25 protein-coding genes are annotated in these 26278 nt (G+C 68.5%); 5 read left to right on the top strand and 20 right to left on the bottom strand.

All coding sequences use genetic code 11. The features are described from left to right. Nucleotides 1-12 precede the first annotated feature (12 nt). Entirely contained in the window at nucleotides 13-1239 is a 1227-nt protein-coding gene (glgC, locus tag J7D54_RS03825) for a glucose-1-phosphate adenylyltransferase (protein ID WP_182761965.1), read from the bottom strand. Between the two features lie 108 nt (nucleotides 1240-1347). Between glgC and glgA the strand changes: the two genes are divergently transcribed. After that, a complete protein-coding gene (glgA, locus tag J7D54_RS03820) occupies nucleotides 1348-2535 on the top strand; it encodes a glycogen synthase (protein ID WP_182763309.1) in 1188 nt (395 codons plus the stop codon). A gap of 69 nt (nucleotides 2536-2604) precedes the next feature. On the opposite strand, the gene J7D54_RS03815 is transcribed toward glgA, so the two are convergent. The 8 genes from J7D54_RS03815 to J7D54_RS03780 all read right to left on the bottom strand — a co-directional run bounded on the left by J7D54_RS03815 (nucleotide 2605) and on the right by J7D54_RS03780 (nucleotide 9604). Continuing rightward, nucleotides 2605-2772 (bottom strand): DUF3117 domain-containing protein, encoded by a 168-nt coding sequence (locus tag J7D54_RS03815; RefSeq protein ID WP_076059707.1) that lies wholly within the window; start codon nucleotides 2770-2772, stop codon nucleotides 2605-2607. Between the two features lie 45 nt (nucleotides 2773-2817). Then, on the bottom strand, nucleotides 2818-3264 hold the full coding sequence (locus tag J7D54_RS03810; RefSeq protein WP_182761967.1) for a hypothetical protein: 447 nt from the start codon (nucleotides 3262-3264) through the stop codon (nucleotides 2818-2820). Nucleotides 3265-3267: 3 nt separating this feature from the next. Next, the gene (locus J7D54_RS03805; protein ID WP_182761969.1) at nucleotides 3268-4032 is read right to left on the bottom strand and encodes a TIGR00730 family Rossman fold protein; all 765 of its coding nucleotides are present in this window, start codon (nucleotides 4030-4032) and stop codon (nucleotides 3268-3270) included. Next, nucleotides 4029-5105, bottom strand: a complete 1077-nt coding sequence (dapE, locus tag J7D54_RS03800; RefSeq protein ID WP_182761971.1) for a succinyl-diaminopimelate desuccinylase — start codon at nucleotides 5103-5105, stop codon at nucleotides 4029-4031. Before dapE ends, J7D54_RS03805 begins: the two co-directional genes overlap by 4 nt. Nucleotides 5106-5255: 150 nt before the next feature. After that, on the bottom strand, nucleotides 5256-6149 hold the full coding sequence (locus tag J7D54_RS03795; RefSeq protein WP_182761973.1) for a rhodanese-related sulfurtransferase: 894 nt from the start codon (nucleotides 6147-6149) through the stop codon (nucleotides 5256-5258). A 70-nt stretch (nucleotides 6150-6219) separates the two neighbouring features. Beyond that, nucleotides 6220-7572: an MFS transporter gene (locus J7D54_RS03790; protein WP_182761975.1), complete on the bottom strand. Its 1353-nt coding sequence runs from the start codon at nucleotides 7570-7572 to the stop codon at nucleotides 6220-6222. 50 nt (nucleotides 7573-7622) lie between these two features. Continuing rightward, nucleotides 7623-8651 (bottom strand): 4-hydroxy-2-oxovalerate aldolase, encoded by a 1029-nt coding sequence (gene dmpG / locus J7D54_RS03785; RefSeq protein WP_182761977.1) that lies wholly within the window; start codon nucleotides 8649-8651, stop codon nucleotides 7623-7625. Continuing rightward, nucleotides 8648-9604, bottom strand: a complete 957-nt coding sequence (locus J7D54_RS03780) for an acetaldehyde dehydrogenase (acetylating) (protein ID WP_182761980.1) — start codon at nucleotides 9602-9604, stop codon at nucleotides 8648-8650. Before J7D54_RS03780 ends, dmpG begins: the two co-directional genes overlap by 4 nt. A 145-nt stretch (nucleotides 9605-9749) precedes the next feature. Between J7D54_RS03780 and J7D54_RS03775 the strand changes: the two genes are divergently transcribed. From J7D54_RS03775 to J7D54_RS14420, 3 genes are read left to right on the top strand one after another with little or no spacing between them, the layout of a single operon-like run. Then, on the top strand, nucleotides 9750-10520 hold the full coding sequence (locus J7D54_RS03775) for an IclR family transcriptional regulator (RefSeq protein WP_182761982.1): 771 nt from the start codon (nucleotides 9750-9752) through the stop codon (nucleotides 10518-10520). Nucleotides 10521-10572: 52 nt separating this feature from the next. Next, nucleotides 10573-11508 carry a 2,3,4,5-tetrahydropyridine-2,6-dicarboxylate N-succinyltransferase gene (dapD, locus tag J7D54_RS03770; RefSeq protein WP_182761984.1) on the top strand — a complete coding sequence of 312 codons (936 nt, stop codon included), beginning with the start codon at nucleotides 10573-10575 and terminating at the stop codon, nucleotides 11506-11508. Then, entirely contained in the window at nucleotides 11508-12335 is an 828-nt protein-coding gene (locus J7D54_RS14420; protein WP_182761985.1) for a hypothetical protein, read from the top strand. The genes dapD and J7D54_RS14420 overlap by 1 nt, the downstream gene beginning before the upstream one ends. 4 nt (nucleotides 12336-12339) lie before the next feature. On the opposite strand, the gene J7D54_RS03760 is transcribed toward J7D54_RS14420, so the two are convergent. The 10 genes from J7D54_RS03760 to J7D54_RS03715 all read right to left on the bottom strand — a co-directional run bounded on the left by J7D54_RS03760 (nucleotide 12340) and on the right by J7D54_RS03715 (nucleotide 24933). Beyond that, entirely contained in the window at nucleotides 12340-14262 is a 1923-nt protein-coding gene (locus J7D54_RS03760; RefSeq protein WP_182761987.1) for an ABC transporter ATP-binding protein, read from the bottom strand. After that, entirely contained in the window at nucleotides 14255-16111 is a 1857-nt protein-coding gene (locus tag J7D54_RS03755) for an ABC transporter ATP-binding protein (RefSeq protein WP_182761989.1), read from the bottom strand. The genes J7D54_RS03760 and J7D54_RS03755 overlap by 8 nt, the downstream gene beginning before the upstream one ends. Before the next feature lie 258 nt (nucleotides 16112-16369). Further along, a complete protein-coding gene (dapC, locus tag J7D54_RS03750; RefSeq protein WP_182761991.1) occupies nucleotides 16370-17461 on the bottom strand; it encodes a succinyldiaminopimelate transaminase in 1092 nt (363 codons plus the stop codon). Continuing rightward, nucleotides 17461-17781, bottom strand: coding sequence for a ferredoxin (fdxA, locus tag J7D54_RS03745; RefSeq protein ID WP_182761993.1), 321 nt, complete (start codon nucleotides 17779-17781; stop codon nucleotides 17461-17463). Before fdxA ends, dapC begins: the two co-directional genes overlap by 1 nt. 61 nt (nucleotides 17782-17842) lie before the next feature. Continuing rightward, nucleotides 17843-19543 (bottom strand): VanW family protein, encoded by a 1701-nt coding sequence (locus J7D54_RS03740; protein WP_182761995.1) that lies wholly within the window; start codon nucleotides 19541-19543, stop codon nucleotides 17843-17845. A gap of 75 nt (nucleotides 19544-19618) precedes the next feature. Then, entirely contained in the window at nucleotides 19619-21295 is a 1677-nt protein-coding gene (gene sppA / locus J7D54_RS03735; RefSeq protein ID WP_182761997.1) for a signal peptide peptidase SppA, read from the bottom strand. Between the two features lie 147 nt (nucleotides 21296-21442). Continuing rightward, entirely contained in the window at nucleotides 21443-23497 is a 2055-nt protein-coding gene (gene tkt, locus J7D54_RS03730; protein WP_182761999.1) for a transketolase, read from the bottom strand. A gap of 140 nt (nucleotides 23498-23637) precedes the next feature. After that, nucleotides 23638-23868, bottom strand: a complete 231-nt coding sequence (locus J7D54_RS03725; RefSeq protein WP_182762002.1) for a hypothetical protein — start codon at nucleotides 23866-23868, stop codon at nucleotides 23638-23640. Next, a complete protein-coding gene (locus tag J7D54_RS03720) occupies nucleotides 23869-24372 on the bottom strand; it encodes a phosphoribosyltransferase (RefSeq protein ID WP_182762003.1) in 504 nt (167 codons plus the stop codon). It lies immediately after the preceding gene. A gap of 48 nt (nucleotides 24373-24420) precedes the next feature. Then, nucleotides 24421-24933 (bottom strand): GNAT family N-acetyltransferase, encoded by a 513-nt coding sequence (locus tag J7D54_RS03715; RefSeq protein ID WP_182762005.1) that lies wholly within the window; start codon nucleotides 24931-24933, stop codon nucleotides 24421-24423. Nucleotides 24934-24980: 47 nt separating this feature from the next. Between J7D54_RS03715 and J7D54_RS03710 the strand changes: the two genes are divergently transcribed. Next, nucleotides 24981-25787, top strand: a complete 807-nt coding sequence (locus tag J7D54_RS03710; protein WP_182762007.1) for a hypothetical protein — start codon at nucleotides 24981-24983, stop codon at nucleotides 25785-25787. Between the two features lies 1 nt (nucleotide 25788). Here J7D54_RS03710 and J7D54_RS03705 read toward each other — a convergent pair whose 3' ends face one another. Continuing rightward, on the bottom strand, nucleotides 25789-26175 hold the full coding sequence (locus J7D54_RS03705; RefSeq protein WP_182762009.1) for a hypothetical protein: 387 nt from the start codon (nucleotides 26173-26175) through the stop codon (nucleotides 25789-25791). Between the last annotated feature and the right edge of the window lie 103 nt (nucleotides 26176-26278).

Below are 26278 nucleotides of genomic sequence, written 5' to 3'. Positions count from 1 at the left end.
GCATGTGTGGGGTCAGTCGCGGGGAATAGTGACGTTCTTACCGATGGTCACGACACCGGCCGCGGAGACGTCGAAGCCGCGGGCCTTGTCGTGCTGGGGATCCACGCCGATCTGCACGCCGTCGGGGACGACCACGTTCTTGTCGAGGATGGCGCGGCGCACCACTGCGTCGCGGCCGATCCGCACGTTCTCCATCAACACCGAATCCGAGACCTGCGCCCACTTGTCGACGCGGACGTTGGGGCTCAGCACCGTGCGCTCCACCTCGCCGCCGGAGATGATGCAACCCGGTGTCACGATGGAGTCCTCGGCGCGGCCGCGGATGACGAACTTGGCGCCCGGGGCCTGCACCAGGTCCGTCCAGATGGGCCAGTCCTCGTTGTACAGGTTGAACTCCGGGTCGACGCTGACGAGATCCATGTGCGCTTCGTGGAAGGCATCGATGGTGCCCACGTCACGCCAGTAGTTGACGTCCTTCTCCGTGGCTCCGGGGACGATGTTGTCCTTGAAGTCGTACACCTGGGCCTCGCCCTGCTCGGTGAACCACGGGATGATGTCACCGCCCATGTCGTGGCGGGCCGTCGGATCCTCGGCGTCCGCCTTCAGCGCCTCGATGAGGGCCTTGGTGGAGAACACGTAGTTGCCCATCGACGCGAATGATTCGTGCGGCGAATCCGGCAGGCCGGGCGGGTCTGCCGGCTTCTCCAGGAAGTTCTTGATGCGGTTGTCCGCCGCCGCGTCGATGATGCCGAAGGCGGAGGCCTCCTTCCGCGGCACGCGGATGCCGGCGACGGTGGCACCGAGGCCGGAGTCGATGTGCGCGTCGAGCATCTGCTCGATGTCCATGCGGTAGATGTTGTCGGCGCCGAAGACCACGATGTAGTCGGCGTCCGCGTCGAGGATCAGGTTCAGCGACTGGTAGATGGCGTCTGCGGAGCCCTGGTACCACCGCGGCCCCAGCCGCTGCTGCGCCGGGACAGGGGCGACATAGTTGCCCAACATGGTCGAAAACCGCCACGTCTTGGCGATGTGGCGGTCCAGGGAGTGGGACTTGTACTGAGTGAGGACCGCGATCTGCCGTAGGCCCGAGTTCGCGAGGTTCGACAGCACGAAATCGATGAGGCGGTAGGTGCCGCCGAAGGGCACCGCGGGTTTGGCCCGATCGGCCGTCAACGGCATGAGCCGCTTCCCCTCACCACCAGCAAGAACGATTGACAAGACTCTGGGGCGTGCGACCATGCCCTGAACCTATTGCCTTTCCGGCCCATGTGCGTTCGTTTCCATGAATTTGAGCCTCCTGTCTCGGGCACTGAGACAGAAACGATATGCAACGATGTTCGCATGACGATGAAGCTGTCCCTGCTGACCCGGGAGTACCCCCCGTCGATCTACGGCGGAGCGGGGGTTCACGTCGCTCAACTCGTGCCCCAACTCCGCGCCCTCATCGACGTGGAAGTCCATTGCATGGGCGAGCCACGCGACGGCGCCACAGCCCACGCCGAGACTTTTCCGCCGGACGCGAACGCGGCGCTGAGGGTGCTCGGGGCGGACCTGTCGATGGCCGCCGCGGTGGGTGACGTCGACATCGTCCATTCCCACACCTGGTACGCGAACATGGGCGGTCACCTGGCCGCGCTGATGCGCGACATCCCCCACGTGGTCACGTCCCACTCGCTCGAGCCCCACCGTCCCTGGAAGGCCGAGCAGTTGGCGGGCGGCTACCGCGTCTCGTCATGGGCCGAGAAGACCGCCTACGAGGCCGCCGACGCGGTCATCTCCGTCAGCGTCGGCATGCGGCGCGACGTGCTCGAGTCCTACCCGAACCTTGACCCCGCCAGGACGCACGTCGTGAAGAACGGCATCGACACCGACGAGTTCAGGCCGGACCACGACACGACGGTCCTGCGCGAGCTCGGCGTCGACCTGGACCGCCCGTCCGTCGCGTTCGTGGGTCGCATCACCCGGCAGAAGGGCCTGGTGCACCTGGTCCGCGCGGCCACGCAGTTCGACCCGGACACCCAGGTGGTGCTGCTGGCCGGCGCCCCCGACACCCCGGAGATCGCCGCCGAGTTCGACGCGGCGTTCGTCGAGCTCCAGAAGCAGCGCACCGCACCAGTCATCTGGGTCCAGGAGATGCTCCCCCGCGCCGCTGTGCGCCAGGTGCTGACCAACGCGACGGTGTTCGCGTGCCCGTCCATCTACGAGCCGCTCGGCATCGTCAACCTCGAGGCGATGGCCTGCGAGACCCCCGTCGTGGCCAGTGCCGTGGGCGGCATCCCCGAGGTCGTCGTCGACGGCGAGACCGGCCTGCTGGTCGCCTACGACCCCGCTCAGGCCGACGACCCCCACTACGTCGCCGACTTCGAGGCGGGCTTCGCCGAGTCCATCAACCGCGTCACCCGCGACGGGGCCCTGGCGGAGCGGTTCGGCAAGGCCGGCCGGCAGCGCTGCATCGACGAATTCTCCTGGGCGAAGATCGCCCGGGAGACCGTGGACGTCTACCAGAAGGCGATCGAGGCGCATCGCTCCCGCTGAGGGAGCACGGTTGCACCAACCTGCAAGGGCCGCCCCGAGGGGCGGCCCTTGTCATGTTTCGGCGGGAACTCAGCCGACGACACCCTTGAGTGCATCGAGCAGCGAGGTGGCTTCCTGAGCGTTCATCTCAACGACCAGACGCCCACCTCCGTCAACGGGGACGCGCATGACGATGCCGCGGCCTTCCTTCGTGACTTCCATCGGACCGTCGCCGGTGCGGGGCTTCATCGCTGCCATCTGCAACCCTCATTCTTGTGACTAGACGAACTGCGTTGCGGCCCATTATTCCGCATCCGGCAAGTTCGTGCCCGGTTGGGCCACCAAAGCCGGCTCTGCAGTGGGCGGCCGGAACGCCGCCTGGTCGTCTTCCGCGACGCTGTCGTCGGCCATTTCCGGGAGTTGGGAGGGGCGGGGACGCTCGATCAGGTCGTCGACCACCTGCATGTCGTAACCGCGCCTGACGACGTCGAACGACTGCGTGCCGGCCGGTGCAGCACGGCCTGATGCGATGCCGGCGAGGTAGGGGTCCACCTGCTCCGGGCGGTAGCCGGTGAAGGCCCTGGGCACCCGCAGCACCTCCAGGAATTCCGGGGTGACAGGGCCCGCCGGAACGTTGCCCTTCGGCCTGTCGTTGACCGCTACCTGCGGCATGGCGCCCAACTTGCCCGATCCGGCATAGACGGCGGCCCCCAGCACGGCGAGGGCTACCACGGAGATGGCGATCCACATGGGCTAAACAGTACCGAACTGCCCGGGCTCCCCCATCGCCTCGACCGCCTCGTCGACATCGTCGGTGAGCGTGACCAGGTCAAGGTCGCCGTCGGAGATGTAGCCGCCGCCCAGCACGGTGCCGCGCACCCAGTCGATCAGCGGCGACCAGTACTCGGTGCCGAACAGGATCATCGGGAAGTGCGTCACTTTGCCGGTCTGGATGAGGGTGAGCGCCTCGAACAGTTCGTCGAGGGTGCCGAAGCCGCCCGGCATGGTGATGAAGCCCTGGCTGTACTTGAGGAACATCGTCTTGCGGACGAAGAAGTAGCGGAAGTTGATCCCGAGCGTGATGTAGTCGTTGAGGCCCTGCTCATGCGGCAGCTCGATGCCGAGCCCCACGGAACAGCCGTCGGCGTCCATGGCGCCCTTGTTGCCGGCCTCCATGATGCCCGGGCCCCCGCCCGTGATGATGGCGAAGCCCTTCTGCACGAGTCTCCTGCCGAGTTCCTCGCCGGCCTTGTACATGGGCGAACCGGGCTTGGTACGCGCGGACCCGAAGATGCTGACGGCGGGGGGAAGCTTGGCGAGGGCGTCGAAGCCGTCGACGAACTCCGACTGGATCCGCAGCACCCGCCACGGGTCCCAGTGGGTCCACCCCTGCTTGTCCTCCTTCTCCAGCAGCGCGCTGTCGGCCATGGGCTGGTTGAGCTCCTGGCCGCGCAACACGACGGGGCCCTGGCGCCGACGGCGTCCGGGCTCAAGGTCCTGGGGGCGGGGTTCGGTCATGAGCGGGTCTCCTCAGCGGCGGTGAGCCAACGGGTGAGCCCCGCGGCACATTTCTCCAGGTCGGACACGGGGCAGAACTCGTCGTCGCGGTGCGCGTAGGCCGGATCCCCCGGGCCGTAGTTCACGGCGGGTACGCCGAGGGCGCTGAAGCGGGCGACGTCCGTCCAGCCGTACTTGGGGCCTGCAGGCTCGCCGATGGCGTCGACGAATTCGCGCGCGAGCGGCAGGGTGAGCCCGGGGCGGGCGGCGGGTGACAGGTCGGTGACTTTCATCTCGTACCCGGTGAACCACCGCCCCAACAGCGCGAGCGCCTCGTCGCCGGACTTGTCCGGCGCGTAACGGTAGTTGATCGTGAGGGTGGCCCGGGGCGGGATGACGTTCGAGGCCATGCCACCGGAGACGGCCACGGCGTTGAGCCCCTCGCGGTAGACGAGCCCGTCCACCTCGATCTCCTCGCCCCGGTACTCGGCCAGCGTCTGCAGGGCGGGGGCCAGATCGTGGATGGCGTTGTGGCCCATCCAGGACCTCGCGCTGTGGGCTGCGGTGCCCGTCGTCGACAGTTCGACGCGGATGGTGCCCTGGCAGCCTCCCTCGATGTGGGCTGAGGTGGGTTCCATCAGGACGGCGAAGTCCCCCTCGATGAGGTCAGGCCGGTTACGCGCCAAGCGGCCGAGCCCGTTGCGGGTGGCCTCCACCTCTTCATGGTCGTAGAAGATCCACGTGATGTCGCGGTTGGGCGCGGTCAGGGTTTCCGCGAGGTGCAGCATGACGGCGACGCCGCCCTTCATGTCGCAGGCACCCCTGCCCCAGATGCGGTCGCCGTCGGCGTGTTCGATCCGCCGCGACGGCAGGTTCCCCGCCACCGGCACCGTGTCGAGGTGACCGGCCACGACCACCCGCTCGGCCCGGCCGAGGGTGGTGCGTGCGACGACACAGTCGTCGTCGCGGAAGACCGTCAGATGCGGCAACCGCCGGAGGCGGCGCTCGACGAGGTCTGCGAGTTCGCGTTCGTTCCCCGACACGGACTCGACGTCCATGATCTCCTGCAGCAATCGGGCCAGATCAGAAACCATGGTGACGAGACTATCCACTCTACTCACCCACCCGAAGAACCAAATCTAGATTTGGTGTCGTGCACGCCCCCGAATCTGAATTCGGGGCGATTGGCGCCGGGCGTCGGATCTAGATGTGGTGTCGTCCAGAACCCCGAATCTAGATTTGGGTCAGGCAGCGGTGGGATGGGCGAAACAACCCACCGGCTGCGCCGCGCAGTCGGGGCAGGTGACCAGCCGGACGCGGCACGCCAGGTCGGCGCAGTTCACCAGCTGCGAGGTGGCCGTGCCGCAGCGGTGGCACGCGCCGATGGGCTCGGCTCCTTCGGGCGCCACGGTCTCCCTCGCGTCGAAGACGGTGAGCGCACCCTTCCACCGCGACGATGCCCCGAACCGCTCCAGGTAGCGCACGATGCCGCCGTCGAGCTGGTAGACCTCCTCGAAGCCCCGGTCCTTCATCAGGGCGCTGAGGATCTCGCAGCGGACCCCGCCGGTGCAGTAGGTGACGACGGGGCGGCCCTTGAGGTGGTCGTACTTGCCTGAGTCGAGTTCGGCCACGAAATCGGGCGTGCTCACCACGTCGGGGACGACGGCGCCGTCGAACCGGCCCACCTCCGCCTCGATCTTGTTGCGACCATCGAAGAAGACGACGTCCGGTCGGTCCGCCGCCAGGGCGTCCACCTCGTCGGGCGTCAGCCGCACTCCCCCACCGACCACACCGTCGGTGGTGACTTCGAGGTCGGGTACGCCGAAGGCGACCAGTTCCGGGCGGGTCTTGACCGACAGCCGCGGGAAGTCGAGCGAGGCGCCGGCGTCGTCGACGCCGGTGCCGGCCGACCACTTCTCGTCGAGTTCTCTGAACGGCGCGAACTGCTTCGTCGCGCGGAGATAGGCCTTGCAGGCGTCGAGTTCCCCGCCGAGCGTGCCGTTGATGCCGTGCGGGGACACGATGATGCGGCCACGCAGCCCCAGACGGGTACACAGCTCGAACTGCCACAGCTTCACGGCCTCGGGGTCGGTCAGCGGCACGAACCGGTAGAACAGGAGGATCTTCGGCACGGACATGGCTGGGAGTGTACCGACGCACCACGGGGCCGCCCCCGAAGGAGCGGCCCCGTGTGTGCCGAGCGATGGATCAGTGGCTGTCGAGGACCTGACCGGAGCGGTCACGCGTCATCAGGACGGCGACGAACGAGATCGCGGCGCACACGGCCACGAAGACGCCCACGAGCCACCAGTTGTTGGTCGTGCCGACGAGCGCCGTGGCGATCAGCGGCGCCGGGCCGCCCACGATGGCGGCGCCCACCTGGTAGCCGAGCGAGATGCCGGTGTAGCGGACATCGGCGGTGAACGACTCTGCCAGGAAGGTGCCCATGAGGGCTCCGTAGATGGACCAGATGGCGCCGAAGCCGACGACGGTGGCCAGCGTGAGGAGGAGCACCGACTTCTGGTTGATCATCCAGAAGTAGGGGAAGATGTACGCCACAGCCAGCGCCGTGCCGATCAGGTACATCGGCTTGCGGCCGACACGGTCCGACAGCGCACCGAGGGCGAGCATGCAGGGCACCGCCACGACAGCCGCGAAGAGCACGGCGCCGAGAGCCTGACCACGGGTGAAGCCCAGACCCACCGCGTAGCTGACGGAGTACGTCGCGAAGATGAAGAACGTCGAGGTCTCAATGAACTTGGCGCCGATGGCCTTGAGCACCGAGGGCCACTGGGTCTTGAAGATCTCGACGATCGGGACCTTGACCTCTTTGCGCTCAGACTTGATCTTGCGGAACGCGGGGGTCTCGTCGACCTTGGCGCGGATCCAGAGGCCGAACATGACCAGCAGTGCCGACAGGAGGAACGGGATGCGCCAGCCCCAGCTGAGGAAGGCGTTCTCCGGCAGGAGCCAGTCCAGGAACCAGAGGGTCAGGTTGCCCAGGGCGAGGCCGAGGAGCGCGCCGGTCTGCGGGACCGCGCCGTAGAAGCCGCGCTTCTTGCGCGGGGAGTATTCGACCGCCAGCAGCACGCCGCCGCCCCATTCGCCGCCCAGCGCAAGGCCCTGCACGAGGCGCAGCAGCGTGAGCAGGACGCCTGCCCAGGCGCCGATGGCGGCGTGAGTGGGCAGCAGGCCCATCAGGGCCGTCGAGACGCCCATGAGGGAGAGCGTGAAGACGAGCGTCTTCTTGCGGCCGATGCGGTCGCCGATGTGGCTGAAGATGACGCCGCCGATGGGGCGAACCAGGAAGGCCAGCGCGAACGAGGCCAGCGAGAGCAGCGTCGAGGTGAGCTGGTCCTCCGAGGGGAAGAACAGGGGGCCGAACACGACCGAGGCCATGGTGCCGTAGAGGAAGAAGTCGTACCACTCCACGGTGGATCCGACCGCGGAGCCCATGAGGGCCTTGATCCGCGTTCCCTTGTCGATGTTCTCGACGTCGAATGAGTCTTCGTTGTTCTCATTGATGGGCTTGACGATATCGCCTTGTGCCAGTTTGCTCATGATGTGCTTCCTCCTTGAAGCAGGCGGGTCTTTTAGGGGGGTGGTGAGTTTCAGCTGGCCGCGCGCGACTTGGCGAGGTCCAGGGCGACGTCGACGATCATGTCCTCCTGGCCGCCGACCATGTTGCGGCGACCGAGTTCCATGAGGATCTGCGGCGTGGGGATGCCGTAGCGCTCCGAGGCCCGGCGGGCGTGCAGGAGGAAGCTGCCGTACACCCCGGCGTAACCGATGGAGAGCGTGTCGCGGTCGACGCGGACCGGCTGGTGCATGAGGGGGCGCACCAGGTCGTCGGCGGCGTCGGCGAGCTTGAACACGTCGCAGCCCGTCTCCCAGCCCATGCGGTCGGCGACCGCGATGAAGGCCTCGAGGGGTGTGTTGCCGGCAGCGGCGCCGAGACCGGCGAGGCTGGCGTCGACGCGGTAGGCGCCGTTCTGCACGGCGGCCACGGAGTTCGCGACGGAGACCGACAGGTTCTCGTGGGCGTGCACGCCCACCTCGGTCTCGGGCCTCAGGGCTGCGCGCACGGCCTTGATCTTGGCCGCGTACTGCTCGGGAACCATGGCGCCCGCAGAGTCAGTGACGTAGACGCACTGCGCGCCGTAGCCCTCCATGAGGAGGGCCTGCTCGACGAGCTTGTCCTCGTCGGCCATGTGGCTCATCATCAGGAAGCCGGCGGTGTTGAAGCCGAGCTCGCGGGCCTTGGCGATGTGCTGGGCGGACGTGTCGGCCTCGGTGCAGTGGGTGGCGACGCGGACGTAGCGCGCCCCTGCTTCGTAGGCCTCGCGGAGGTTCGGGATGACGCCGACGCCGGGCAGCAGCAGGATGGCGATCTTGGCGCGCTTGACCACTGCGGCGGCGGCCTCGATCTTCTCCAGGTCGGAGTGGGTGGCGAAGCCGTAGTTGACGGTGGAGCCGCCCATGCCGTCGCCGTGGGCGACCTCGATGGAGTCGACCCCGGCCTCGTCGAGCGCTGCGGCGACGGAGGCCACCTGCTCAGGCGTGAACGTGTGGCGCACGGCGTGCGAGCCGTCGCGCAGGGTCACGTCGGAGATGAAGAGCTTGCCTTCGGGGGTGCTCATGCGACGGCCTCCTCAGCCTTGTCGTTCAGGTGGGCGGCGATTTCGACGCCGGTGCGCAGCGCCGCGGCGGTCATGATGTCGAGGTTGCCCGAGTAGGCGGGGAGGTAGTCGCCGACGCCCTCCACCTCGAGGAACACGGACACCTTGAGGCCGTGGAACCGGCCGACGCCCGGGATGTTGACGCTCTGGTCCTCGGGGATCTCCTCGAACTGCACGTCCTGCTTCAGGCGGTAGCCCGGCACGTACTCGGCGACCTCGCCGATGCGGGCGTTGACCGCGGCGCGGATGTGGTCGCGGTCCCCGTCGGAGGTGAGGACGAACACGGTGTCGCGCATCAGGACGGGGGGCTCGGCGGGGTTCAGGATGATGATGGCCTTGCCCTTCTTGGCGCCGCCGATCTTCTCCAGCGCGTGGGCGGTGGTCTCCGTGAACTCGTCGATGTTGGCGCGGGTGCCGGGTCCGGCCGACTTCGAGCTGATCGACGCGACGATCTCGGCGTACTCAACGGTGGCACCGGTCGAGGAGATCGCGTGCACGATCGGCGCGGTGGCCTGGCCGCCGCAGGTGACCATGTTGACGTTCATGTCGGTGGTGATGGTGTCGAGGTTGGCCACCGGCACGCAGAACGGACCGATCGCGGCAGGGGTCAGGTCGACGAGGCGGATCTCGGGCCTGGCGGCCCGCAGCACCTTCTCGTCGTAGAGGTGGGCCTTGGCCGAGGTGGCGTCGAACACGATCTCGACGTCGGCGAACACCTCGTCGGCGACCAGACCGTCGACACCGGTGGCGATGGGCTTCACGCCCAGCCGTTCCGCCCGCTTCAGGCCGTCGGACTCGGGATCGATGCCGACCATGGCGACGATCTCCAACGCGGTCTGCTGCGGCTTCAGGATCTTCATCATCAGATCGGTACCGATGTTTCCGGAACCGATGATGGCGACTTTCGTGGTCACTAGGCTTCCTCCTCACACGTCTTCGTGTTCGAGATGTCGAAATCTTGTTCGAGATTTCGTTATAACTTTCTAAGTATCGAATACGTCTGACGTCGTGTCAAGACATATGCAAGAATCAATTTCGGAAGACCTGAGACGGTGAGACATGGCCCGATTGACCCCCGCACTGATGCGCGCACTCGACATCATGGAGTTGTTCGTCGAGCGCGGAGCGCGCTGGAACGCCGCCCAGATCGCCGAGGCAACCGGGCTCCCGCGCACGACGGTCCACGAACTGCTCACCACGCTGACCCACCGCGGTTACCTCACGCGCGACGAGATCGGGAACTTCGAGTTGGGCGTGCGCACCGTCCAACTGGGCAACGCCTACGCGGCGCGCTTCGACCTGCTGGGCGCTGCCACGGAAGTGGCCCGCGACGTCGGCCAGGCCACCGGCCACACCTGTTCGGTGGCCATCCGGGAGGGCGCGGAGGTCTTCTACCTGGCGAAGGTCGAGGGCAGCGAGTCCCTCTCGCTGATCTCCAGCGTCGGTAAGCGGGCCCCCGCCAGCTGCACCGGGCTCGGCAAGGCGCTGCTCTCCGAACTGGAACCGGCGGAGGTGGACCGCCTCTACCCCACCGGTCAGCTCCCGGCATTGTCCGAACACTCGATCACGGACCTTGGCCAGCTCAAGAAGGCGCTGGCCACGTCGCGGTTGCGCGGCTACGCCATCGAGCGGGAGGAATCCGGCCCGGGCGTGGCCTGTGCCGCCGCCGTCATCCGCGACGCGGCGGGCGCCGCCGTCGCCGCCCTCTCCATCTCCGTGCCCCTGGCCCGTTGGGATCAGCTGCCCGAGAAATACTGGGCGGACATCGCGCTGGAGGGCTCAGGCCGCCTGAGTGAACAGCTCGGGTGGATCGACCGCAACGCCGGTTGAGCGCGACGGCGGCCGACACCGGTCGCTCCGGCACGCCGATAGACTGGCGTCCATGACCAATGAGACCCGCACCGCCTGGGCCTGGGGCCTGGCCAGCGTCCACACCACCGGCGCCGTCCTCGACGCCTGGTACCCGGAGCCCAAGCTCGGCTCGGACCACACCGACGAGCCCAACTCGTTGCTGGCTGATGCCCAGTTCGTCGACGAGATCCGCCAGGTGGAGACCAAGGTGGTGCGCACCAGCATCAATCTGGACGAGGCGCCGGAGACGGTGGAGGATGCCTACCTGCGCCTCCACCTCCTGAGCGCCCGCCTCGTGCAGCCGCACCAGGTCAACCTGAACGGCATCTTCGGCGTGCTGCCCAACAACGCCTGGACGACGATGGGCCCCGTGCGGGTGGGCGACGTCGCCCGCGTGCGGGTGCTGCTGCGGGCCCGCGGTGAGCAGCTGACGGTCTACGGCATCGACAAGTTCCCCCGCATGGTGGACTACATCGTCCCCAGCGGCGTGCGGATCGCAGACGCAGACCGCGTCCGCCTAGGCGCCCACCTCGCCGAGGGCACCACCGTGATGCACGAGGGCTTCGTGAACTTCAACGCCGGCACGCTCGGCACCTCCATGGTCGAGGGACGCATCTCGGCCGGTGTCGTCGTGGGCGACGGCACCGACGTCGGCGGCGGCGCGTCCATCATGGGCACCCTCTCGGGCGGTGGCCAGGAGGTCATCCGGCTCGGCGAGCGGTGCCTGCTGGGCGCGAACTCCGGTGTGGGCATCTCCCTGGGTGACGACTGCGTGGTGGAGGCCGGCCTGTACATCACCGCCGGCACCAAGGTCACGCTCGACGACGGCGCCGTGGTGAAGGCCCGCGAGCTCAGCGGCCAGAACGACCTGCTGTTCCTCCGCGACTCGGTGCAGGGTAAGGTGATCGCCCGCCACCGCCGCGGCCAGAAGGTCGAGCTGAACTCGGCCCTCCACGCCAACGACTGATGAGGCGACCACTGATCGTGGCGCTCGTCACGATCCTCGTGGTCGGTGGCCTCGCCCTGGCCGGGTGGATGGGCTTCCGCTACCTCCAGAAACGCATCACCCCGGAGGTCTGCCACGTGCAGGTCACCGACGGCTCGCTCACGCTGTCCCCTGCCCAGGCCCGCAACGCCTCGATCATCGTGGCGGCCTCCGTGGAGCGCGACCTTCCTGAGCAGGCTGCGGTGATCGCCATCGCCACCGCCTACCAGGAATCCGGTTTGCGCAACCTCGATTACGGCGACCGCGACTCCCTCGGCCTGTTCCAGCAGCGCCCCTCCTTCGGGTGGGGCACGGAGGAGCAGATCATGGACCCGTGGTACTCGTCGGCCCGCTTCTACGAGGAGCTGGTGAAGTTCACCAACTGGGACACCACCGACGTCAACGACATCGCCCAGAAGGTGCAGCGCAGCGGCCATCCCGACGCGTATCGCAAGCACGTCGAGAACTCGAAGGCCGTCGTGGGGGCGCTGCGCGGCTCCGTGCCGGCGTCGCTGGGCTGCATCAGCTTCGAGCCGGACCCCAGCCCCGCGCGCGAGGGCCTCGACAGGGTGTTGGAGGCTTTCGGGTCTACGCTCACCGTCGAGGAGACCGACGACGGCCTGAGCATCACGGCCACGGACGGGACAACCGCGTGGGCCGCGGCCCAGCATGCCGTGGCCAACTCCTACGACGCCGCCGTCACCGGCGTTGCGCTGGGAGACCGGCAATGGCGGGCCGCGAGCCGGCAGTGGGAAACCCTGCAGACCCCCGGCCCCGAGCTCACCGTGACGGTCACCCTCGCCGGGTGACCCCTCAGCTGCGCCAGGTCCGCCACAGGTGGGCGTACTGGCCGTCGAGGCCCATCAGTTCGTCGTGCGAGCCGAGTTCCACGATGCGCCCGTTGTCCACCACCGCGATGCGGTCCGCGTCGTGCGCCGTGTGCAGCCGATGCGCGATCGCGATCACCGCACGGCCGTCGAGCAGCGCCGACATCGAGTCCTCCAGGTGGCGGGCCGACGACGGGTCGATCAGCGAGGTCGCCTCGTCGAGCACCAGCGTGTGCGGGTCCGCGACGATCAGCCGCGCGAGCGCAACCTGCTGCGCCTGAGCGGGCGTCAGGTTGTTCTTGCCGTGACCGAGTTGCGCGTTGATGCCTCCCGGCAGCCGCGACACCCAGCCCCAGGCGTCGACCGCCCGCAGCGCCTCCTCCACCTCGGCGTCCGAGGCCGTGGTCTCGCGGGCCAGCACGATGTTGTCGCGCACCGACCCGACGAACACGTGGTGCTCCTGCGTCACCAGCGCCACCTCCGTGCGGAGGCGGTCCAGCGGCAGGTCCATCACGTCGACACCACCGACGGTGACCCCACCCTGGCGCGGCCGGTTGACGCCGGCCACGAGCCGGGCCAGCGTCGACTTGCCGGAGCCCGAGGGCCCCACCACGGCGAGCCGCTCCCCCGGCACCAGGTCGACGTCGACGCCGTGCAGCACGTCCACGTCCGGCCGGTACCCGAAGCGCAGTTCGGAGCCGGTCAGCTTGACGCCGTCGGGCACCGCGTGGCCCGGGGTGCGGTCGTCGTCCACCTGCGCGACACCGATCAGCCTGGCGGTGGAGACCAGCCCGAGCTGCAGGTGGTCCAGCACCGCGATGACGCGGTCGAGCGGCCCCTGCAACTGCGACACGTACAGGGCTGCGGTGGTGATCTGGCCGATCGTCACCCAGCCCGACGTGTACCCCCAGGTGCCGAGCAGCACGATGCCCACCAGCGGCAGCTGGAACGAGACGTCCACCATCCCGAAGAGGATGTTGCGCAGCGTCATCGTGTAGCGCTCCACCTGGGCCGACGCCTCGGTGTCCTCATCGAGCTGGCCCACGCGCAGGTCGCCCAGGCCGAGGGCCTCGACGGTGCGCGCGCTCTCCACCGTCTCGGTGGTCGTGGTGTTGATGACCGAGTACGAGCGCGATTCAGCGATGTAGCCGGCCGGTGCCCGCGCGAGGTAATAGCGCCCGCCGAACCACATGATCAGGGCCGTCACCAGCATGGGCAGGGTGAGCAGCCACGAGTTCAGCAGCATCGCGATCAGGGTGGCGCCGATGAGCACCACCGACACGATGAGGGTGGGGATGGCCCAGCGGGCCGCGACTCCCATCTTCGCGACGTCGGAGGTGATGCGCGTCAGCAGGTCCCCCGAGCCGGACGACTCAACATGGCTCAGCGGCAGGCGCAGCACGATCCGCACCACCTCTTCGCGGGCGGCGGCGAGCAGGTCGTAGCCGAGCACCGCGGACACGCGACGCGCCGCGAAGGTGAACAGCGACTGCAGCACCACCACGCCGGCCACGATCATCACCAGCAAGGTGAGCCCCTCGAAGCTCAGCCGTCCGCCGGTGACGCGGTCCATCAGGACGCCGAGCAGGTACGGGGCGATGAGCCCCGCCCCGGCCGCAGCCAGGTTGCCGGCGATCGCCCAGCCGAGGAGGGCTCGGCGGTTCCGCATGAGGTCGCCGATGAAGCCGAAGGCGACCTTCGAGGAGGCCACCGGGAAGCCGTGCGCCGGGGCGCGCGAATCGAGATACACCGCCCGCGCGGTCGCGGTGCGGGCGTGGTGCCGGGTGACCAGCGCCTGCAGGCGACGCCGCGGCCCGACGCCCCGCGGGGGATGCATCTCCGGCGGGACGCGCGGCGCCGGCGCTTCAGCGCGCCAGGTACGGGCTGAGCCCGGAAGGTGTTCACTCATGGCTGTCCTCCATGCCGCGCGCGATGATGCGGCGGTAGTACGGGTTGTCATGCAGGTCGTCGTGGCTGCCGCGAACGACTTCGCGTCCGTCGACCAGCACGGCGATTTCGTCGGCGTGGCGCAGCATCAGCGGCGAGGCGGTCACCACGACCGTGGTGCGGCCACGCCGCAGTTCGGCCAACCGCTCGGCGATCCGCGCCTCGGTGTGCGCGTCGACGGCCGACGTGGGCTCCACCAGCACCAGGACGTCCGGGTCCAGGAGGAGCGCCCGTGCCAGGACGAGCCGCTGTCGCTGCCCGCCCGACAGACCGCGGCCCTTCTCGTCGATGCGCCCCTGCCACCCGCCGGGCAACGACTCGAAGATGTCCTCGGCCGAGGCCGCCACCAGCGCCGTGTCCGCGGCCTCCCTGGAATGCGTGCCCCACGGGTCGACGGCGGTCTGCAGCGTTCCCGCGAAGAGGCCGGCCCCGGTGTGGGACACGACGATGCGGCGTCGCAGGTCAGCCACGCTGAGGTCGCGGTAGTCGACGCCGTCGGCCGTCACCCCCCAGGGTTGCTGGGCGACGGTGGCGTCGACGGCGGCCTGACGGCGCCGGGCCTCGAACCGCTCCCGGCGGGCGCGGCGCAGCGCACGGCCGGAGAGTCCCTCGTCGTCGTCCTCCTCCTTCACCTCGTCAGGGAGGTAACGGCCCAGGCGGTCGGCCAGGGCGGCGGAGTCGTCCGGATCTGCGGACACGATGCCCAGCATCCGGCCGGGTTCGACCGTGACGCCCGAGGCCTCGTCGTGGAGGACAGGGTTGCTGCCGAGGCGGCTGTCCCCGTCGCGCCAGGGCACGTCGGTGCCCAGCAGCGCGCCGGTCTTCTGCGCGCTGACCAGGCCCTGCACCCACTTCTGGGCGAAGTCGAAGGCCATCTGCATGGGAGTCATCAGGAAGACGGCGTAGCCGAAGAAGCTGATCAACTGGCCTACGCTGAGCGTGCCCTCGATGAGTTGGCGGGAGCCGAGGTAGACCAGCGCCACGAGCAGCAGGCCGGACAGGAGCACGCTGATGGCCTCGACGACCGCCTGCCAGGTGCCGAGCCGCACGCCGAGCCCACGGACCTTCTGCGACTGGCGCGCGTAGTTGTCCGCGAACGTCTTCTCACCGCCGATCCCGCGCAGGATCCGCAGCCCGGTGGCGATGTCCGTGGCCATGGAGGTCAGCGTGGAGTTCTCGGTCCGCTCGGCAGCCTGCGCCGCGGTGAGCGGACGCAGCACCGGGGTGGAGGCTGCCAGCAGCAGCGGCGTGGCCACGAGCACGAGCAGGCCCAGCGGAACCGAGGTGGTGAGCATGAGGGCGGTGGCCACGAGGAAGCTGATGAGCGCGGCCAGCGCGCCGCCGAAGGCTTCGACGGTGGCGCCGAACTGGTTGCTGTCCGACGAGGCGACGCTCAGCACCTCGCCCGTCGGCACGCGGCGGTTGAGGACGTGCCCCAGCCGCACGGCCTTCCGCGAGACGCGGCGCTGCGTGCCGTAGATCCCGAGCAGCCACATGCGCACCGCGTAGGTGTGGAACAGGATGCCGCCCACGACGCCGAAGGCGATGACGCCCAGCAGCAGCGCCACCCAGCCGACCGTCGCTGGCAGGTCCTGACGAAGGACGCCCGCGTCGATGGCCCGCCCCAACAGCCACGGGGTGAGCGCGCCCGGCACCATCCAGGACGAGGCCGCCAATGTCATGGCGGGCACGACCCAGCCGAAGGAGCGGATGAGCCAGAAGAGGAAACGGCTGGGCGAGCGGGTGTCAGGCGCGTCGCCGGCGGAAATGGGCGGAGGGAAGTCGTAACGGCCGCGATGGGGCGAGAGCATGGGTGTTCCTTGACGCGTCAGGCGACGCAGAAAGATGATCCGAAAGGAGGGGTGGACGCAGGGGCGTCAGAGGGCGCAGTGGTGGCTCAGGCGGCAGCAGCGCGCGGACGGCCGAGGAGCGCGACGAACGCTGCCAGCACGGTTGTGTTCAACATTGCGGCACCTCCTATCGACGTCGCCGGTAACGCTACGCGCCGGTCTGAGACTCTGTCAACCCGCCACGGACATCACGCCGGGAAGGGGCCAGGGGCTTTTCGCTCAGGCGCTCAGACGCTCCGCGGCAGCGAGGATCCGCTCATCCGTGGCTGTCAGCGCGACGCGGACGTGCTGGGCCGCGGCGGTGCCGTAGAAGTCTCCGGGGGCTGCGAGGATGCCGCGTTCGGCCAGCCAGTTGATGGTGTCGCGGCAGTTCTCGCCGCGGGTTGCCCACAGGTACAGCGAGCCTTCGGAGTGGTCGATGCGGAAGCCGGCCGCCTCGAGCGCGGGCTTCAACACGGCCCTGCGCGCCAGGTATCGCCGGCGCTGTTCCTCAACGTGGCCCTGGTCCCCCAGCATCGCGGCCATCGCGGCCTGGATGGGGGCCGGCACCATCATGCCGAGGTGCTTGCGCACGCCGATGAGCGGCTGGACCACGGCCGGATCGCCCGCGACGAAACCGCCGCGGTAACCGGCTGCGTTGGAGCGTTTGGAGACGGAGTGGACGGCCAGGAGGCCGGTGAGGTCTCCGTCGTTGACCCGCGGGTCGAGCACCGAGACGGCCTCTGCGTCCCAGGCGAACTCGCCGTAGCACTCGTCGCTGGCGAGCACGGCGCCCACCCTGCGGGCTGCGGCGACGAAGGCGCGGAGCTCCTCGAGTGACAGGATGCGGCCCGTCGGGTTGGCCGGGGAATTGATCCAGATCACGCGCGCGTTGGCCGGAAGGCCCTCAGGATCGTCCAGTGGCACCGGTCGGGCGTTCGCTACCAGCGCACCCACTTCGTACGTCGGATAGGCGCATTCGGGGAAAACGACGGCGTCTGACGGCCCCAGCCCCAGGAGGAGGGGCAGCCAGGCGACGAGTTCCTTGGTGCCGACGACGGGCAGGATGCCCTCGTCGACGAGTGGGACGGAGGCCCAGCGCCGCTCGAGGTAGGCGCGGATGGACGAGCGCGTCTCCGCAGCGCCCCACACCGTCGGGTAGCCGTGGGCGTCACCCGCCGCGGTCAAGGCATCGATCGCGAGCTGCGGGGCGGGGTCGACGGGCGTGCCGACCGACAGGTCGACGAGGCCGCCCGGGTGGGCGCTGGCGACGCGCTTCGCGTCAGCCAGCGTGTCCCAGGGGAAATCCGGCAGCCGGGCCCCCAGGCCCATCAGTTGCCCTGCGGCGGCAGCGCCTCAACTACCGGATGGTCCTTGTCGATGGTGCCGAGCTTGGCGGCGCCACCGGGTGAGCCGATCTCGTCGAAGAACTGGACGTTGACATCGTAGAACTCGGCCTGCTCCTCCGGCACGTCATCTTCGTAGTAGATGGCCTCGACGGGGCACACCGGTTCGCAGGCGCCACAGTCGACACACTCCTCGGGGTGGATGTAGAGCATCCGGTTGCCCTCGTAGATGCAGTCGACGGGGCACTCTTCAACGCAGGCGCGGTCCTTCACATCAACACACGGCAGTCCGATGATGTACGTCACAGTTTCTCCTCACAAGCGGGCGTCCCCCAGCTTAGCGCTACCTGGCTGGAGGGCCCACCCGTCAGGGCTGGCAGATGATGCGATCGCCCGCGCTGTACTTCCAGCTGTAGGGCTCCCTCTTGACAACCTTGCCGTCCTTGTGGAAAAGGCGTTCCCAGTTGACGGTGAAGCCCTGGATGGGCGCCTGCGGCTCACAGGCCGGGTCCCCCGTGACGGTGCGTTCCTTGCCGGTGTAGAAGCCGGACTTCGTCAGCTCTGTGGAGGTGACCTTGTCCCAGGTGGGCTTGGACCAGATCTTGAAGGTGATCGAGCCGCGCTTCGACGACGAGGAGGGGCTGATGTAGCCCTGGATGATCGCCGGGAACTCAGTGTTGTTCTGGAAACGCATGTCCAGGGAGCCGTAGTAGACCGTGGCCTCGCGGCCGGCCGGGTAGCGGTCGAAGTAGAGGCTGTGCGGCTTGTGCTCGACGTCCTTGAACCCGGCGAAGAAGCCGGCGTTGAAGAGGGTCGTGGCGGCCTGCGAGATGCCGCCGCCGGATTCCTTGACCAGGCGACCCTTGTTGATCACGTAGCCGTCCACGTAGCCGTTGGCCGTCGTCCGCTCGCCCAGGGTGTCGTTGAGCGAGAAGGTCTCGCCCGGCATCAGCACGGTGCCGTTGACGCTCTTGGCGGCCTGTCCCAGGTTGTTGTTGCGGTAGGCGGCGTGGGGGTAGGTGGTGGTGAATTCGCCGATCACGGTGAACGCACCGAGTGCAGTGGCCTTCGCCGTCGGGTACTCGGGCTCGACCGTTTCCACCTCGACGGGCACCGTGCGGGCCTCACCGGTGGCCGTGGCGGCCTTCTCGACGGCGGCCGCGAAGGCCTCTTCCGTGAGCTCCTGGCCGGTGACGGCGGGCACGACGACGACCTTGCCGCCCTCGAACGTGAAGGTGGCGTCCTGGGCCTCGGTGAGCTTCAACGCGCGCCGCGCCTCAGCGGTCTGTTCGAACAATGTCGCAGTGTCGAGGGTGCCCACGATCTCGTCGTCCTGCACCTCGAGCGTCGCGGCCTCCGCCAGCGAGCCGGGGGCGATCTCCATCTGCACGTCCCCGTGGGTGAGGATGACCGGTCCGCTGATGAGCGGCTCCGCGAAGTTCTTCACCACGTCGTCGACCATGGCGTCGGTGACCTTCGCGGGGGTGTTGACGAGGGTGACCGCCACGTTGCCCTTGCCCTCTTCGAACGCGGCACGGGCGGTCTCCACGGTGGCGTCGACGTCCATGGCCTGCGCGTCCGTGGCAGGAGTGCGCACGATCTTGCCCCCGTCGAATGCGACGGTGGCGTCGACGCCCTCGACGGCGAACTCAGGCGCCTTGGCCTCGATCGCCGAGCGGAGCGCGGCCTCGTCCACGGTGCGCTGCACGGCGACCTCGCTGCCGCCGGTGAGGGTCTCGTAGATGTCCGCCGGGTTCCAGCTGTGGCCGCCTCCGGCCGCCTGGACGGTGGCCTCGTAGTCGAAGCCCAGCCCTGCCTCCGAGGGGACGATCTCCGTCGACACGCTGCCCGCGCTGAGAGTGACCGGTTCAGTGAGCTTGGGCGCGATCTCGGTCTCGAGCTTCGCCCTGGCCTGCTCGGGTGACATCCCGCCGATGGGCACGCCGTCGACGGCGGCCTGCGCCGGCACCTGGTTGCCCGCCACGAAATAGGCGGCCACATAGGCGCCGCCCACGAGGATCAGTACCCCGATGATGCAACCGATGACAATCTTGCTGGCTCTACTCACGTCCACCCCTCGTGTACCGCGGCGGTACAAGCGGGTCCATCGTACGTTTAAAGGTCAAGCGCTCCCAAAACAACGTCACGAGATCCGCAGGTTCCAGGGCATGCTGAGTGCGCCCTGACTACGGATGCCGAGACTGCCGGCCAAGGAGACGAGCATCTGTTCAGGCCCTGCCAGGCTCGCTCCCCCTGCGACGGCTTCCGAGGAGGTGGCCGGCTTGATGAGGTCGAAGATGCCGGAGTCGCCGACGTGGCTGATCTTCACGGCCTCCGGATCGAGGCCGGCGAGGTCGCAGGCACGTTCGACGGCGAGCCGCTGCCCACCGAGATGGTCCACCAGGCCACGCTCCTTCGCGTCGGCGCCCGTCCAGACACGGCCCCGCGCCAGGCGCTCGAGGTCGTCGTAGGCCATGCCGCGGTCTGCCGCCGCGAAGGTGGTGAAGTCCAGGTAGATGCGGTCCAACCAGCGGTCGAGTCGCTCCCAGTCCTCCTGCGAGAACTCGTGCGCGCTGGAGAACGTGCCGGCCGCTGCCCCGACCGGGATGGTCTCGCGGACCAGGCCGAGCTTGTCGTACAGCCTCTCGGTCACCATCTTGCCGGCGAGTACGCCGATGGACCCCGTCAAGGTGGACGACTGCGCCACGATCTCATTGCACGGCATCGACACGTAGTAGCCGCCCGAGGCCGCATACGCGCCCATGTGGGCGACGACCGGCTTGTCGGCCTCCCGCAGGCGCAGGACCGAGCGCCGGATGAAGTCTGAGGCGACGGCTGAGCCACCCGGCGAGTCCACCTCGAAGACGACGGCCTTCACCTCGTCGTCGCGCAGCGCGGCCCGGAAGTGCTCGTCGACGACGTCTGCCCCGGCCTGTTCGCCGCCCATCGGAGAGCGGACGCCGCGGCCGGTGACGATGGAGCCGCGGAGGCTGACGACGGCGACCTTCGGCTGCTTGGGGCGCAGCTTCTTCAGCAGTGCGGCGCGCGAGGTGTAGCGGTGGGCGAACAGCAGGTTCTCCGGCTCGGCACCCCATTCCTTGAGCGTGTGGGCGTAGGCCTCGTCGCGGTACCCGACGTGGTCGATGAGACCGAGGGTGAGGGCACGCTGTGGCTCGACGGGCGAGGAGTTCACCGCCTCCCACACGGTGTCGGCCGTCAGCCCACGCAGCCGGGCGACGTCGTCGACCACTCGGTCGACGATGGACTGGCCGATGCGCTGCATCATCTCGCGGTGCGGTTCGGTGACCGTGTCTGCGGCGAACGTGTTCGCGGCGCTCTTGTACTCGTGGCGCTGGCCGAACTGCGGCTCGACGCCCACCTTGTTCAGCAGCCCCTTGAGCAGGGTGATCGACAACTCCACGCCCTCGATCGAGAGCATGCCGGTGGGCTGCACCCAGACCTTCTGCGCGGCCGCGGCGAGGCGGTAGCCGCCCAGGCCCTGCACGAGCTCCCCGAAGGACTCGGCCCAGGCCATCGTCTTCTTCTTCTCCCCGAACTCCTCGATCAGCCCCGCAACCTCCTCGAGGTTCGCGAGCTGGAGTTGGGTGGGGTTGGCGTGCACGATCAGCCCCAGCACGCGGTCATCGTCCGCGGCGGCGTGGAGGTGTTCACGTAGGGCGGAGATGGTGGGGCTGTTGATCAGTTGGATGGCCTGCAGCGGATTGGTCGGCTTCGCGACCAGCACCCCCCGCGCCATGTCCAGTTCGAGTACCACCGGCTTGTCGCCGACGATCTTGCCAAGCACGTCCTTGAGGCTCATGGGCCAAGGATACTTGCGGGCTCCAGCTGCCACCGTGGATCCGGCGAGGCCCCCCGACGCGGCCGGAAACGCGGGCAGCCCCGCCCACTTCCGTGGACGGGGCTGCCCGCGTGCCTGCCGGGGGCGCGGGTCAGAGCGGGCTGGGCGTCAGAGGATGCCCTTGGCGGTGGCGGCCACGTTCTCGGCGGTGAAGCCGAACTCCTCGAAGCACTTGGCACCCGACGCCGAGGCGCCGTAATGCTCGATGCTCACCGAGGCGCCCTTGGCGCCGACGTACTTGCCCCAGCCCATCTCGATGCCGGCCTCGACGCTCACGCGTGCGGTGACCGCCGCGGGCAGCACCGATTCCTTGTACTCGTCGGACTGCTCCTCGAACCATTCCTGGCACGGCATCGACACGACCCGGGTGGGCACGCCGTCGGCCTCGAGGAGGTCCTGCGCATCGAGCGCCACGGCGACCTCGGAGCCGGTGGCGATGAGGATCAGCTTCGGCTCTGCGGAGGCCTCGCTCAGCACGTAGGCACCGTTGGCGACACCCTCTGCGGAGGCGTACTTGTCACCGCGGGCGACGGTACGCAGGTCCTGACGCGACAGGATGAGCCCGGCCGGACGGTCCGTACGACGCAGCAGCTCGCCCCAGGCGACGGAGGTCTCGTTCGCGTCTGCGGGGCGCACGACGTCAAGCTTCGGGATGGCGCGCAGCGCGGCGAGGTGCTCGATGGGCTGGTGGGTGGGGCCGTCCTCGCCCACGCCGACGGAGTCATGCGTCCAGACGAACACCGAAGGCAGGTTCATGATGGCTGCCAGCCTGACTGCGGGGCGCATGTAATCCGAGAAGACCAGGAACGTGCCCCCGTAGGCCCGCGTGAGGCCCGAAAGGTTGATGCCGTTGACGATGCCGCCCATGGCGTGCTCGCGGATGCCGAAGTGCAGGGTGCGGCCGTACTGGTTGCCGGCCCACTCCTTGGTGGCGCGCTCCTTGGGCAGGAACGAGGGCTCGCCCTTCATGGTGGTGTTGTTGGAGCCGGCCAGATCGGCGGAACCGCCCCACAGCTCCGGCAACTGGTCTGCCAACGCGGCGAGCACCTCACCGGAGGCGGCGCGCGTGGACTTCTTGCCCTCCTCGAAGACCGGCAGGGAGAAGTCCTCGGGCAGCTTGCGTGCCGACACCCGCTCCAGCAGAGCGTTGCGCTCCGGGTTGGCCTGCTTCCAGGCCTCGAACTTTGCGTCCCATGCCTCGCGGGCGGCCTTGCCGCGTGCAGCCGCGTTCTCACGGGCGTGCTTGACGGCCTCGAGGTCGACGGCGAACGGCTCGTGCTCGAAACCGAGCACGTCCTTGAGTGCCTTGATCTCCTCGCCACCGATCTTCGAACCATGCACTGCTGCCATGCCCTGCTTGGTGGGCATCGGCCAGCCGATGACGGTGGTCAGCTTGATGAACGACGGCTTGTCCGTGACCGCCTTGGCGGCCTCGATGGCGTCGTACAGCGCCTGGAGGTCTTCGGTGTACTCGGTGCCCCCGTTGGTCCAGTCGACGTGCTGGACGTGCCAGCCGTAGGCCGCGTAGCGGGCGCTGACGTCCTCGGTGAAGGCGATGTCCGTCTGGCCTTCGATGGTGATGCGGTTGTCGTCGTAGATCAGGACGAGGTTGCCCAGGTTCTGGGTGGCGGCCAGCGACGAGGCCTCGGACGCGACGCCCTCCTGGAGGCAGCCGTCACCCGCGATCGTGTAGATCATGCGGTCGAACACCGATTCGCCCTCAGGGGCGTCCGGGTCGAACAGGCCACGCTCGCGGCGGGCGGCCATGGCCATGCCGACGGCGTTGGAGATGCCGGCGCCCAAGGGGCCCGTGGTGCACTCCACGAACTTGGTGTGCATGTACTCCGGGTGGCCCGGCGTCTTGGCACCCCAGGTGCGCAGAGCGGCGATGTCGTCGAGCTCCATGTCCATGCCGGCCAGGTACAGCTGCGTGTACTGGGTCAGCGACGCGTGGCCGGCCGACAGGATGAAGCGGTCACGGCCCAGCCACAGGTGATCCGTGGGGTCGCTGTTCATCACCTTCTGGTACAGCAGGTAGGCAGCAGGGGCGAGGGACACTGGCGTCCCGGGGTGGCCGTTGCCGACCTTCTCGACGGCGTCGACGGCGAGGATGCGGGCCGTATCGACAGCGCGGGCATCCTTCTCGGTCCACTCAAGAGTCACAGTTGTTCCTAACTCGTAGCTGTGCAGCGCAGCGCATGCTTCCTTGCTGCGGCGGTCATGCGCGCAAGCCTATCTTGCACTTCCCCGGAACCCCGTCCTCGGGTGGGGTAACAGGTGCAACATTGGGCAACTGCCCAACTTCACCAGGACCCGCCGCCACCCCCGGTGTTGCCGGAATCAGGGAGGAGCAGGTGACCGGGCACGCGGGCCGCGTCGAGGGCCTCCTGATCGGGGGCCTCCTGCTCCGTATTCTCATCGGATTCCCGGGTCTGGCCGGGCGCGACGGGGCGGACAGTCTCGCCGAGCGCCTCGCGCACCAGCTTCTGGATCCCCTCGCCGCTGGAGGGGTCGAACTTGCGGATCTCAGCCATTCATCGCTCCTCAGTGACAGGCGGCTCAGCCGACCAGGGGAACACGATCCACTTGTCGGTGGCCTTCCAGACGTAGTCCGGCTCCACAATGGTACGCGGCTTGGAGAACAACACGGCCGAGCGGACGTCGGCGCCGAAGCCACGCAGCAACTTGATGACGAGCTGCAGGGTGCGGCCGGAGTCAGCCACGTCGTCGACGACGAGGATCCTGCGCTCAGCGATGGATTCGGTGTCCAGCATGGGCGCGAGCAGGATGGGGTCTGGCAGCGTCTCGTTCACGTCGGTGTAGAACTCGACGTTGATCGCATCCGAGAGTTTGACGCCCAGGGAGTAGCTCATGGCACCGGCCAGGGTGAGCCCGCCCCGTGCGACGGCGATGATGATCTCGGGGAGGAACTCCGATGCGGCCACCGCGGACGACAACTCGCGCTGGGCGTCACCGAAACCTTCCCAGGTGAGAACTTCCTTGTCAGTGAGGTCCCGAGCGTCCGCGTGATAAGCCATGGGGCAATGTTAATGGGTAGGACTTGAGGCCCGTCCCCACCCTTGCGCTCAGCTCGGCTCGTTGCTCTCGAAGATCATCGTCATGAACACCACGTCGAGCCAACGGCCGAACTTGCGGCCCACCTGCGGGAGCCGCCCGGCCACCTCGAAGCCCAGCCTGCGGTGGAACGCGATCGAATCCTCGTTCGAGCCGTCCACGACGCCCAGCATGACGTGCACGCCGCGGCCCTGCGCGTAGTCGATGAGTGCCGTCATCAACATGCGACCCGCCCCCGCCGTCCGGTGCCCGGACCGGATGTAGACGCTGTGCTCGACCGTGTGGCGGTAGCCCTCCAGGGGGCGGAACTGGCCGTAGCTGGCGTACCCGATGATGAGCCCGTCGGGGTCCTCCATGACGAGCACCGGGTAACCGGTGGCGGTGAGCCGTTCGAACCACTTCTGGCGGTCGGCGACCGACACGGGCTCGAGGGCATAGGACGCCGTCGTACCCACTCCGGCCTCGTTGTAGATGTCGGTGATAGCCGGGATGTCGCGGAGATGGGCAGGGCGAATGGTCGGCATGGCTCCATCGTAGGGCGCTCGCCCGGTGGGCCACTACGCTCGACGCCATGAGGATCCACGAACTGAGCGGCGCCTGGGGCACCGCACGCGTCGCCGAGTTGGGGGGCTGTGTGCTGTCCTGGCGTCCGCGCGGCGGCGACGACGTGCTCCTCCTGTCGAAGGACGCGCAACTGGTCCCTGGCACCATGTGGCACGGCGGCATCCCGGTCTGCGCGCCCTGGTTCGGCACCGGGCAGGGCGACTGGGACGTGCCCCACGGCCACGGGCTCGTCAGCCGGGTGCCGTGGCGGACGGATCTCCTCGAGCAGAACGACGACGGGGCCAAGCTTGTGCTGACGCTCACCTCGGCAGACGTCGCCCACCTGCCGGGCGCCCAGCGTTACCCCGACGACCTCACCTACCGCCTCGACCTCACCATCGACGTTGCCGCGCTCACCGTCGCGCTGACGATCGGCTCCCCCACCCGCGAGGTCTCCGTCGACCAGGCCTTCCATCCCTACCTGCGCATCGACGCCACGCGGGCCACGGTGACCGGGCTCGAGGACGTGGACTTCCAGGACGTGCCGCACGGGTGGCGGCCCGGGCGCGACGCGGATCCGCTCACCTTCGGAGAACACACCGATCGTGTCTATGCCGAGGCCCCGCCCCTGTTCCTCAGCGACGGCCGGCGCACCCGCCGGCTCAGCAGTCACGGTGCGAGCCGCACAGTGGTGTGGAATCCGGGCCCGACGAACACCGATGTGGGCGAGGAATGGCGCGAATTCGTCTGCCTCGAGTACGGCACTGTGCGCGACGGCGCAGTCACCATCCCGGCCGGCGGCGACCACCGGTTGGCGATGACGATCGAGGTGTGATTCAGCCCCGGTAGACGGTGGTTTCGGCGGGCAGACCCATGCCTCCCTCGAGAGGTGCATCGCCCGTGAAGACGCAGCCCAGCGTGGGCGAGTACAGGCAGACACCGGCATGTCCGTTCGGCGCCCGGACCGCCTGCAGCGTCACCGCCCCGACGGTGAACTCCTGGCCGACATGGGGCGTGGCCCAGACGGGCGCACCGGTGCGCTCCTCCAGCCTGCGCACGGCGTCGTTGCCGGCGGGGTCCGTGGTGTACACGACGGCGACCACGCGCCGCCCGTCGACGATGTCGAGGATCGTGTCGGGATCAGCCACGGCATTGACGGCGATCACCTCACGCTCGTCGCCCACCAGCCACGTGTTGCGTCCACCCTCGGTGGCCGCCAACATGACTGGAGGCATACTGTCGTCCCCCATATTTGACTGCATACGGGTCAGCGTAACCCCGGTCCCCACCCTTGGGGGAGGGTTTGGCAGGTCCCGCAATGCGAAT

Origin of the sequence: Tessaracoccus sp. MC1865 (assembly GCF_017815535.1) — a bacterium.
Classification (GTDB): Bacteria; Actinomycetota; Actinomycetes; order Propionibacteriales; family Propionibacteriaceae; genus Arachnia.
Note: the sequence above shows the minus strand (reverse complement) of the source record. Positions and strands in the feature narration are given on the sequence as shown.